This window comes from Zhenhengia sp. (genome assembly GCF_046966505.1).
Classification (GTDB): domain Bacteria; phylum Bacillota; class Clostridia; order Lachnospirales; family Cellulosilyticaceae; genus Zhenhengia; species Zhenhengia yiwuensis.
The window spans coordinates 330,524-341,736 of record NZ_JBKVCH010000002.1; the positions used below are offsets into that span (position 1 = coordinate 330,524).

An 11,213-nucleotide genomic window follows, 5' to 3' on the forward strand; every position below is an offset into this window, starting at 1 on the left:
GGACTTGCGTTAAGACAAGCTAAAAATTTTTTAAATTTTTCGGGGAATTTTCCTTACTTAGGACTATATAGGAGGTGTATGTAAATCATCAATTAGAACTTAGGAGGATTACAAATGAAAACACTGAAATATTGCCCCCAGCTTAATGCCTTTACAGGAAGTATTACTGCAAGCTTACTCATGTGCCAACTGGAATACTGGTTTAACCATACCAATGGAGAGGCTTTTTATAAATTTTTAGAGCCTTGTCAGGACGAGCATTACCACATAGGAGATAGCTGGATCGAAGAGATGGGCTTTACCAAGACAGAGTTTCGCACAGCCTTTAAGCATATTGGCAAGATCTATAAATCCAAAACGGAATTTCTAAAGAGTAAAGATAAGTTTTGTGGCAAGCTCTACTTATCTTACTATGACCGTATTAAGAAACTTACTTATTACCTGCGTAACAATGATGAAGCCTCTTCACTTCTTAGAAATTTAGAAGATGGACTTCCCTATTCATTAGACTATACCTCTTCAAAAGATGACACACGAGAACCTTCTAAACAGACTAAGACTACGCTGCATAGGCCCGAAACTATACACACCTCTTCTCTACCTGAACCAGATTATCCACAAATCCTCCACCTTTTCCACACCAACTGCCCTAGCCTGGCTCAAGTGTCCTATCTGTCTCATAAGTGTCAAAAACTTCTTGCTTCACTCTGTGACCAAATTAGGGCGAAAGGCTTAGACCTTTTCACCACACTGGAACAAGGCTTTAAACAGGTGGAGCAATCTGACTTTCTATGTGGGAGAGGCAAATTCCATAAATGGCGCGCCCTCTTTAGCTGGATTATTCGGCCGGATAAGTTCTTTGCCATCTTAGAAGGGGCTTACCTCCCCTTCCAACAACCTCCTGCACAAGCATCTAGCTCTACACCCTATGTTTCTCCTTCAGCGCCTTCACTGACTATGCAGCAACCTTCTTCTAAGCCGCCTCATAAGTTTATGCGTATGTATACCCATAACTTTGATATAAAAGCACTTGAAGCCAATGAATCCGCCTATTTAGATGCCCATTATGGGCCCCTTTAAAATTTCTTTTAAAAAAATCGGGGAATTTCTCCTACATAGGACTATATAGTCTATGTAAAATGCAAAACACATCCTAGGCAGTGCATGCATCTTACATTTTGTAAGCCATCTTCCTTATTCGAGTCCCCCCTTCTCGTATAAGGCATTCTGGCTTACACCCCTTCTGGTCTATGCCGTGGCAGCAAGGCCAGTAAGGTTTTCTATTCTTAGCACTTCTTATACTTTAAGCCTTTGGCAAAAGTAACGGAAAGGTAAGCCTATCTTACGACACCTCTATACATCCCTAGGTGCTACCTCCCACCTGGCCCTTATACATGCACTGGCATCCCTGTAAGCGGCAGCTGCGGACAATACCCACCAGGTCCCTATAGCGGGTCAGCAGAGCGGTTTCTCCTTCCATCCCTTAAGTCCACTGGCTTTATCAGTAAGATGCTATCTCTGCCACACCTAAAAAGCCAAGCCTATGCAGTGTTTTAAAGGGGGAACTGTCATAGTGCTTGGCTTTTTGTGCTTACGCATTTACTATTCGATTGATCTTTGATTTGAAAGGAGAAAATCCATCATGCAAATATCCCAAGTTGGAATAGAACTCATCAAACACTTCGAAGGCTGTAAGCTTACTGCCTATAAGTGCCCTGCAGGTGTATGGACCATTGGCTGGGGAACTACAGAACCTATTCATGGCATCCTCCCTCACGAAGGTATGCGCATTACTCAATCCCAGGCAGACCAGCTACTTATAGAACATCTTAAGGCTTATGAACACGCAGTAAATACCTCTGTCACCTATCCTATCCACCAAAATCAATTTGATGCTTTAGTCAGCTTTACTTATAATTGCGGCAAGGGCGCTCTTAAAACCAGTACACTCCTTAAAAAGCTTAACCAAGGAGACATCCAGGGTGCTGCCCAGGAATTTTTACGCTGGAATAAAGCTGGTGGTCAAGTATTAGCAGGCCTTACTAGAAGGCGTACTGCTGAAATGGAACGCTTTTTAACCCCACCTGAAGATCCCCTCTATGAGCGGGCTATAGATACCTTGGTAAAAGCTCAGATTATTACCTCACCACAGATTTGGAAAGACAGGACTTATACCCAAGCAAACGTCCGAGACCTTATGATTAAGGTTACCGCAAAAATGTAGTTTCTCTATACAGTTTCCAATTCAATAGGCAGAGATAACGAGATGTTATCTCTGCCTATTTTAATATGCTTATTCAACGACTACTTCCGCTATAACTGTTACACTATTACCTGCATAGTCCACAGCAGTAAGTGGCACATTGTAGGTGCCTTTTGCAGAAGTATCCAGTTCTGATAAATCGGCTGTGATGGTAGCCTTAATATCGAGACCATCTTTATCGAGAGCAGATTCTACAAAGTCATTCTTCCAATTAATAGCCGCAGTATCTTCATCCAGTTTAAGGGTGCGGTAATCTGCTTTTAAAGTAATGGTTGGCTCAGTCGTATTATTAGGATCATATAAGGTTACTTTAAACTGAGACTTTCTTGTATTTTCTGCAGAGTCTGTCACACTTACTATAATCCCTTCTGTGTAGTCACCTACTTTAGTGAAGTCAACAGTACTTGTATCAAATGTTGCCTGCGTTATATCTAATGGTCCATCTATATTATCTTTCGCTGTAAAATAAGTCTTCCAGTCCACAGATTGAGGGTCTACACCGACTTCAAATACAAGTGCCTTATCTTCGACTTGTTCAATAACAGGTTTAATATTATCACGTGCCTGATCAAAACTTAAAAGGGTTTGCATCTCTTCAATCTTCTGAACAATATCCCCTTTCTTAGCCTCAACAGCAATCGCATAGTCACTTGTGCCAAAACCATAAAGCGCATCTCCTGCAATACTCATAAATGGCCAGTAAACACCTGTTGTAAGGCCAAGTTCTGTAACAGGCGTCTTAGTCGTTTCATAAATTTCTAGCATATCTTGCCCAATCTCAGGATGGAACACATCAAAAGTATTCATAAACCAAGAATCGACGCCTTCTTCAACACCAAGTTCTTTATCACGTTCACGATAAAGCTCGCTACAAATCGCCCAGTATCTTCTTACCGCCTTAATCGCCACGCCTACTTTCTCCTCTGGAACGCCTCTTAAAACACCATAACTTTCCCCTGGTGTACAAGATAATACATACTCTGGGTCATCTGCTGCCATATGATCAGGTCTTGGGAAAGGAATCATACCGATAGACTGTCCCCGCTCTGCCAGTTTAGGAGCAATATAACTTAAACGCCATGTTTCAATATTGGAAAAAACACTTTCCCCACGTTCAAAAGCACCGGCTTGATCACTATAAACAGGTGAACTGGTTCCTTCAGCAAGGGTTGTTTTTAATAATCTTGTATGGATTAAATCGCCTATATAATTAACCGTTTCAATAGTTCTAGGTGTATCAATTTCTAAACCTTTAGCGCCATAGATACTACTTCCATTGGCGTGAAGTGCCTGAACTAAAGCTTCTGTATAATCTGTCCAATACGCTTCTATTCTTTGCTCTGGTCTTTCTGGTGCCTGACTATTGGTAAAATGCGCATCAATCTTTGCTAAGTAATCTTTAAAAACACTCCAAGTCCATTTACCTTGTTTATATAAGTCTGTCGGGTAAACAGTCTTACCATTTTCTTTAAGCGCATCGACTTCTTCTAGGTAGGAAATATTAAAAACAAGAGGGGAAAGGGGCCTGCCCATTGGGGAATCCTCAATAAAGTAATAATGCCCATAGATAGGTGGCATAGGATTGTCTCCTAATAAGTCTACATAATCATCAAGAGGCTGCAAGACATTCTGTCCTAGGATAGTACCCTGACCATTGGTCCAGATACGTGCCACATCACAAATAGGATCTCCAGATAACACACTTTGAAGCAAAACTTCTGTTACATCTCCTGTATACTGAACAAACTCAAGCTCTACATTCATTTCTTCTTTCAGCTGTTCTAATGCCTGAATCTTAATCACCCTGTTCTCCTCATCCATGACATATTCTCCTGTCACAGGGTCCTTATAATAAGGATCTTCCTCACTGGCTACATGAGAACCATAACGTATCACAATAGGCGCTTCCTCATGCTTTGCCTCCTCTTCCTTCTCCTGTTTCGTAGGCTTTGTTTGACCACTGTTTTGGGCAGGAGCCTTTGCGTTCGAACATCCTGATAAGACCATACTTGCTACGACTCCTAATGTGAGCATCTTTCTTAATTTTTTAAACATCCCTTACTCCCCTTTCTTATTTTTACCTCTAAGACATTTTATACTGCCCTTCTTATTAAGCTTTCTATCTTTTTGTTCATTTTTCCTCCTTTGAAGTAAATTGTTTTCAAGTTACTATACATATATGATAACTCATTTGTTTTAATTGTCAATATTTTTATGTATTTTTTAAATCATCAAACCTTTATGCGCTTTCCTTTATCTATCCAGTCATTGCTTCACCTAAAATACAAAGAGTCCTAGATAACTTCGTTATCTAGGACTCTTTTCTCCTTCTATTTAGGAATTAAAGAAAGATAATAGGCTTTCTTTAATCTTTTTTCTGTATAATAGGCCTGTCTCATGGTCTCTATAATGTCATAGTCTGCTCCTAGAGCTACAAGTTCTTCTTTTAAATGATGGAGGACATTCTCGACTTCACCATCACACTGACTTTCTAGTGCTAAGCCCTTCTGCACAAAAGGCATGCCTACGCTCATCATCTTCTGCACCGTACGTTGGTCACTTGGGATGGCTCTTAGCGCCTGCATCCCTCTTGCTTCTAATTCTCCTAGTAAACCAAGATATTTCGCTTGAAGCTCATACATTTTTACTGTAGAAGCTTTAACGAGATCACTTTCCTTCTTAGATACAGCCTGAGGTGTCGTTTCAGGTTTAGCTTCAGGTGTATCCTGAGATTCTACTCCTTCTTCCTTCGTTCCTGCTTCTTCATTCCTTGTAGGCATCATACGTTCCACAGCTTCTTCTAAGGAGAGCTCCCCCTTTTTCACTTGTTCTTCCTCCTCGGGTGTAAGTCTTCTTATAGACTCCAGCTCATACTTTTCTAGAACCCTCTCTACTTCCTGTTTCGTAGACTGTATTTGACTGCCTAATTCCTCTGGATTATAATACATGGCTTCATATACCGCTTGTAGGTTTTCCCTTTGCCATAGGGCTACTCCTCCTAGTCCAAGAAGTACCATACCTATCGCTACAAAGGTTATTTTCTGCCATTTTTTCATTTGTGTCCCCCTTACGCTTTACACCTATTTTATATTACAATATAAGATTAACACAAGCATTGGCTACAAATCTAGAATACCTCTTACACCTTTTATTCTTTATACGTGAGTACAAAAAAATATTTACATGCAAATCTAAGTATGCTATAGTGTTATGTATATTACAGTATAATTGTATACAATTATACTCCAAACACTTTAATAGGACGTGACGGATATGACATTTCAATTTGATATCTATCAAACAATGGCACTTGTTGCTGTAGTTTTTTATTTAGGAAAATATCTTAAAAATCGCATACCTTTATTCACTAAATATTGTATTCCTCCAGCCGTTGTAGGTGGTTTCCTCTTTGCCTTAGTGGTTCTCTTTTTTAATCAAACAGGCTTGGTTACGCTTGTGCTGGATACGACGCTTCAAAACATTTTTATGACAGCCTTCTTTACGAGCATAGGCTTTACAGCAAGTATTAAGGTGCTTAAAAAAGGTGGTATGAAAGTGATTACCTTTTTACTCGTCTCAACTGTACTTGTTATTTTACAAAACATTGTAGGGGTTACACTGGCTAGCCTCTTTGATTTATCTCCATTACTTGGACTTGCTACAGGTTCCATTCCTATGGTAGGCGGCCATGGTACTTCGGGTTCTTTTGGACCCATGCTTGAATCCCTGGGTGTAAGCAGTGCAACTACCGTTTCATTTGCTTCTGCTACTTTCGGTCTTATTATGGGAAGTATCATCGGTGGTCTTGTGGCAAGAGGGCTTATCCTTCATCATAAACTTGAAACACCTCATACAAGCCCAGCAGGCGGTTATAACGAAGAAAACTCGGATACTTTATCGCTTAAAAAACTTATGTCTGCTGCTTGCTTCCTTTTTATTGCTATGGGACTTGGCTCTATTGTATCTTCTGCTATTGAAGGGATTGGACTTGCCTTTCCATCTTATATAGGCGCTATGATTGTGGCTGCTGTTATGCGTAACCTTTATGATTTTAGACATAAAGCCTTAGCTGAAGCAGAAATCGAAGCTTTAGGGAGCTTAAGTTTATCTTTCTTCTTAACCATGGCACTTATGGGACTTAAGCTTTGGGAACTTTTCGACCTGGCTCTTCCACTGCTTGTCATGCTTCTTGCTCAAGTTCTTTTAGCAGGTGCTTTTGCTTACTTTATTACTTACCGTGTTATGGGCAAAAACTATGAAGCAGCCGTCTTTGCCTCTGCCCTTTGTGGCTTTGGAATGGGAGCAACCCCTAATGCTATTGCCAATATGGATGAGCTTACGAATCGTTACGGCTTTTCTCCTACACCTTATTTGGTCGTTCCGATTGTCGGTTGCCTTTTCATTGATTTTGTCAATTCCACTGTTATTACCATCTTTATTAATTTACTTCATTAAAAAAAGGTATCTTACTTTTAGTGAACTGCTACCCGTCAAGTAGACAACTAAAAAAATAAAAACTTGGAGTTGTCAATAAAAAGTAGACACAAAGTTAAGTTGATTTTATGAATTTAATTCTTCAAATTGTGCAGGTGAAATATACCCAAGAGCAGAATGAATTCGCTTTGTGTTATAATACATTTCAATATATTTAAAGATATCTTTTTGAGCTTGTTCAGGGCTTTCGTATTTTGCATCCTGAATAAGCTCTCTTTTTATTGTTCTATAGAAAGATTCCATAACAGCATTATCATAAGGATTTCCTTTTCGACTGTTACTCTGAATAGCGTGATATTTAGCGAGTAAGGATCTAAAATTTCCACTTGTAAATTGTGAACCTTGATCGGTGTGAACGATTAAGCCAGCATCTGGATGTTCTTTGCCATAAGCTTGTATAAAAGCATCTTGAACTAAAGTATCTTTCATTTTTTTATTCATAGACCAACCTACTACTTTTCTAGAATAGATATCAAGAAAAACAGCTAAATATAAGGTTCCTTTTCGTGTTGGGATATAAGTAATATCTCCAACCCATATTTTATTTTTCTTATCTGCATAGAACATCTGATTTAATAAATTTGGTCTTTCTATTGAATTTGTTTTTTTATTATAATTTTTGTATTTATAACGTGTTCCTTTAGGATATAGCTTTAGTTCTCTCATAAGTCTAGCAACTCGTTTACGATTTACATAAATTCCTTTAACACTTAAAACTTTAGATATTCTAATTGAGCCATAACGTCCTTTATGCTCTTCAAAAACTCGGATAATCTCTTCTTTTAAAACCTCATTTTCAATATCACGTTTAGAAGGTTTACGATGTAAATATTTATAGTAGCCAGCTCTTGATACATTTAGTGTTTTGCACGCCTTCTTGATGTTATATTTTCCTTGATTTTCTTTCAGATACTGAAATCTTACTTGTTCCTTTGCTTCAAGAAGGCCTGGTATTTTTTTAGTAGTTCAAGTTCCTTCTTTAGTTCTAAATTCTCCTGTTTTAATTTCTTTATTTCATACTGACATGAATAAAGTGCGGTCCCATGACCTGGGAATGCACTTTCTCCATACTCTTCATATTCATTTATCCAGCGATACAAAGAATTGTAATGAATAGATAGTTCTCGAGCTGCATGGGAAACAGACATATCATCTTCAAGAACTAATTTCACTGCAGCAATTTTAAACTGTTTATCATAACTTCTTCTCATAAGTAGACCACCTTTCACTATTTTATCTTAACTTTGTGTCTACTTTATCATACCATGCCCACAATTTTATTATTTAAACTGTCTACCTTAAGGGGAGCATATCATAGAGTAAGATACCTTTTTGCTTAGAAAATACTTAATTCCAGTGCATCCGAAAGGTAAGAGAGCATCTTAATCCCACCTGTAGAATTCCCTTTTTCATCAAGGGCAGGGCCATATACCCCTATTCCTAACTTATTAGGAACAGTAGCCAGTATACCTCCGCCTACACCTGACTTGGCCGGTACACCTACTTTAACAGCAAATTCACCTGATGCATCGTATAAACCACACGTCGTCATAATAGCTGTTACCATTCGTGTAATGGATTTAGGAATGATTTGTTTGCCTGTTTCTAGACAAATGCCATTGTTACTATAAAGGGCACCTATTCTTGCTAAGTCCTTACAAGTCATTTCCATAGCACATTGCTTAAAATAAACGTGGATTAAAGCCTCTACGTCTTCCAAAATAACGCCACAACTTTTCATAAAATAAGCAAGTGACCTATTTCGATCTCCTGTCTGGGCTTCTGATTTGTAAACAGCTTCATTAATCCCAATACTAGCATTCCCAGATACAAGTCTAGCAAATTCTACAATCCTTTCAATTTGCTCTGTTCCATCCTTCCCCCCTATAAGAGAGGTGGTGGCTATAGCCCCTGCATTAATCATAGGATTAAGAGGCTTTTGAAGACTTTTAAGCTCCAGCTTAACGATGGAATTAAAAGGATCACCTGTCGCTTCCATACCTACTTTTTCAAAGACCTTATCCGGTCCATTATCCATTAAGGCTAAAGTTAAAACCAGTACTTTAGAAATACTTTGTATGGTAAACTTTTTCTCATAATCCCCTACACCGTATGCATTACCCTCTAAAGTTTCTATATAAATACCAAGGTCTGTAGCCGGCACTTTTTGTAATTCTGGTATATAACCTGCACTCTTCCCTAAATGGGTATATTTTTTTCCATGTTCTAAGGCTTGTTGTAATATTTTTTCCATGTCTCCTCCCAGATATCGACGTAAAATCTTTTATCTTATTTTACTTCCAATTCTCTTATCTATGTGGATTATCATGAAATTTATCCCTTATTAATCAAAAAAGGCAGAACCTGAGGTTCTGCCTTTCCATTATGCATCCTATTATGCTTTTACGACGTTTTCTGCTTGTGCACCACGTGGACCTTTCGTAATGTCGAAGCTTACTTGTTGCCCTGCTTCTAAAGATTTAAATCCATCTCCTTGGATCGCTGAGAAATGTACGAATACGTCATCTCCATCTTCTCTTGAAATAAAACCAAAACCTTTTTCTGCGTTAAACCATTTAACTGTACCTGTCATCATGTGCGGTACCTCCTCATTGTGAATTTCTGTAATGCACATGAACAAAAAAATTCACATCTCATTACAGACTATATTAAGTAACATATATAATCTCTAATAACATGTGAATCTTGCTAACACGTAAAGCGATATAGGTGACTACTGAATACTTTTACAGTATACATCTTATCGATCCGTATGTCAACTTATTTTTATAAAAATTCTTATTTTTAATAAAATTATTCTCAAATTCCTCCTTTATATCTCTCTTATCAATGCCTCCTTTACCTTTATAACTTTTAAAGTAACTAATAAATTAAATTATAACTTGTCTACTTTCTCTAACTCGCTTTAAAGTCAATCTCTCATTTTCTCTTTAAATTGCTTTAATTTTATTTAAATAGTTTAAATTTTTATAATATATTGATATTTTTATCTCGAATTGCTATGATACCTTATGTCCAATGTACATGACAAACATAGACTTTAATCATGCATGCAAATTAAATTTACTAGGGAGGATTTTATGCGAAACTTTTTTATGAAAAAAGCTCTATCTTTTTTAACTATAGCTACTTTATCTATAGTAAGTGTGGTAGGATGTTCACCTTCCACTCCTGCATCAAGTGAAACTCCAGAAAGTAAACCAAGCCAAACAAGCGCTAAACAAGATGAGGATAAAGACTTAGTCGTGGTGCGATATGGTTCTCATTGCGCTAATGAAGAAGATCCTAATTATAAAGATCCTGTAACAGGCGAATATAGAATGGACGAGGAAACAAGACAAATTAAATTAAAAGCCTTAGAAAAAGTAAAAGAAGAACTGGGTGTAGATTACCAATTTGTACAGTATCCTGGTGATGTAACAGAGGTACTCTTACAAAGTGTTATGGCAAATGACCCACTTTGTGATATTGCACGTATTTCTCAAGGGAGCCAAGGAACTGTTTTAGGTCAAAACGTTTTACAACCTATTGATGCGTACATCGATTTAGTCCCTGAACTTCCTATGAAAATTTATGACAAATACTACTTCTTAAGTATCGGTGGTGGTAAATGGAATTCTCTTTCTCCATTAATGTACAATATTTCTTATATTGAACAAGTACCAGCACTTAAAGAAAATGGTAAAACCATCTATCCTTCAGATTTATATAAAAGTGGCGACTGGACATGGAGTACCTTTAAGGACTATCTTCAAAAAATTGATGCTTACTATGCCAATAGCCAAGCACCTGAACGCCCTGAAAATAGAATTGATGCTTATCAAACAGAATACAGAGAAGCTGCTCTTCTAGCAATCCACTCTGCTGGTGGTAGTATTTACGGCGAAAACGGATTAAGTGTAGATTCTCCTGAAACTTTAGAAGCTGTTAAATTTATAGAAGACCTTATTGACAATAACCTACTCACAGCCAACCTTGTAGAAGGTACAAGCCAAACAGAAGCCAATGTACATGGAACTGCTTTTGAGAAGGGTGAAAGCGTATTCACTAACTTCCACGACTGGCGCTCATCTAGCATTAGTAGTAAGCTGGCTGAACGTGGGGAATCTCTAGGCTATATTCCTTTCCCTAGACCTGACCATATGGCCTTCGATGATCCAGCCTATAGGCAAGCACGTACTGGCGGCGAAAGCTATGGTATTGTGAGAGGTATAGATGAAGAAGTTGTTCCCTTTGCTATACAAGCCTTCCTTTTATACAATGAAACTGTTGATAAACTTACTGATGCACAAAAAGCTGAGGAAACAAGCAACGCACCTAAAAATCCTCACGTTACAATGGACCTCTTCCATGCAGAGGTTGGCAAAGATATGCGTAACATCTATTGGGATAGCGTTAATAAGACAGAGGTTAATGAAATCTCCGATATGCTTGG

9 protein-coding genes are annotated in these 11,213 nt (G+C 38.1%); 4 read left to right on the plus strand and 5 right to left on the minus strand.

The annotated features are described in order from the left end of the window. The first annotated feature begins 114 nt into the window (after positions 1-114). On the plus strand, positions 115-1,080 hold the full coding sequence (locus tag ACLTBU_RS04095; RefSeq protein WP_412217712.1) for a hypothetical protein: 966 nt from the start codon (positions 115-117) through the stop codon (positions 1,078-1,080). A 562-nt stretch (positions 1,081-1,642) separates the two neighbouring features. After that, positions 1,643-2,224 carry a lysozyme gene (locus tag ACLTBU_RS04100; RefSeq protein ID WP_412217714.1) on the plus strand — a complete coding sequence of 194 codons (582 nt, stop codon included), beginning with the start codon at positions 1,643-1,645 and terminating at the stop codon, positions 2,222-2,224. A gap of 69 nt (positions 2,225-2,293) precedes the next feature. Here the strand turns inward: ACLTBU_RS04100 and ACLTBU_RS04105 are convergent, their stop codons facing one another. Then, the gene (locus tag ACLTBU_RS04105) at positions 2,294-4,318 is read right to left on the minus strand and encodes a hypothetical protein (protein WP_412217716.1); all 2,025 of its coding nucleotides are present in this window, start codon (positions 4,316-4,318) and stop codon (positions 2,294-2,296) included. A 275-nt stretch (positions 4,319-4,593) separates the two neighbouring features. Further along, a complete protein-coding gene (locus tag ACLTBU_RS04110; protein WP_412217718.1) occupies positions 4,594-5,319 on the minus strand; it encodes a hypothetical protein in 726 nt (241 codons plus the stop codon). 217 nt (positions 5,320-5,536) lie between these two features. On the opposite strand from ACLTBU_RS04110, the gene gltS reads away from it, so the two are divergent. Further along, positions 5,537-6,718: a sodium/glutamate symporter gene (gene gltS, locus ACLTBU_RS04115; RefSeq protein ID WP_412217719.1), complete on the plus strand. Its 1,182-nt coding sequence runs from the start codon at positions 5,537-5,539 to the stop codon at positions 6,716-6,718. A gap of 105 nt (positions 6,719-6,823) precedes the next feature. Here the strand turns inward: gltS and ACLTBU_RS04120 are convergent. From ACLTBU_RS04120 to ACLTBU_RS04130, 3 genes are all read right to left on the minus strand, one after another. Next, positions 6,824-7,968, minus strand: a protein-coding gene (locus ACLTBU_RS04120) for an IS3 family transposase (RefSeq protein WP_316350628.1) whose coding sequence is annotated in 2 segments (ribosomal slippage) — positions 6,824-7,710 and positions 7,710-7,968 — 1,146 coding nt in all. Because the reading frame shifts where the segments join, the coding sequence is not laid out codon by codon here. Positions 7,969-8,093: 125 nt separating this feature from the next. After that, positions 8,094-9,011: a glutaminase A gene (glsA, locus tag ACLTBU_RS04125; protein ID WP_412217721.1), complete on the minus strand. Its 918-nt coding sequence runs from the start codon at positions 9,009-9,011 to the stop codon at positions 8,094-8,096. 141 nt (positions 9,012-9,152) lie between these two features. Continuing rightward, complete coding sequence (locus ACLTBU_RS04130) at positions 9,153-9,353, minus strand: cold shock domain-containing protein (RefSeq protein WP_412217723.1); 201 nt, start codon at positions 9,351-9,353, stop codon at positions 9,153-9,155. Positions 9,354-9,858: 505 nt separating this feature from the next. Here ACLTBU_RS04130 and ACLTBU_RS04135 point away from each other — a divergent pair. Continuing rightward, positions 9,859-11,213, plus strand: a 1,355-nt coding sequence (locus tag ACLTBU_RS04135) for a hypothetical protein (RefSeq protein WP_412217724.1), incomplete at its 3' end; no start/stop codon positions are given.

Excerpts from the sequence above, each read along its gene's own strand:
- ACLTBU_RS04110 (WP_412217718.1), bottom strand. The coding sequence starts at position 5,319 with ATGAAAAAATGGCAGAAAATAACCTTTGTAGCGATAGGTATGGTACTT.
- ACLTBU_RS04105 (WP_412217716.1), bottom strand. The coding sequence starts at position 4,318 with ATGTTTAAAAAATTAAGAAAGATGCTCACATTAGGAGTCGTAGCAAGT.
- glsA (WP_412217721.1), bottom strand. The coding sequence starts at position 9,011 with ATGGAAAAAATATTACAACAAGCCTTAGAACATGGAAAAAAATATACC.
- ACLTBU_RS04130 (WP_412217723.1), bottom strand. The coding sequence starts at position 9,353 with ATGATGACAGGTACAGTTAAATGGTTTAACGCAGAAAAAGGTTTTGGT.
- gltS (WP_412217719.1), top strand. The coding sequence starts at position 5,537 with ATGACATTTCAATTTGATATCTATCAAACAATGGCACTTGTTGCTGTA.
- ACLTBU_RS04100 (WP_412217714.1), top strand. The coding sequence starts at position 1,643 with ATGCAAATATCCCAAGTTGGAATAGAACTCATCAAACACTTCGAAGGC.
- ACLTBU_RS04095 (WP_412217712.1), top strand. The coding sequence starts at position 115 with ATGAAAACACTGAAATATTGCCCCCAGCTTAATGCCTTTACAGGAAGT.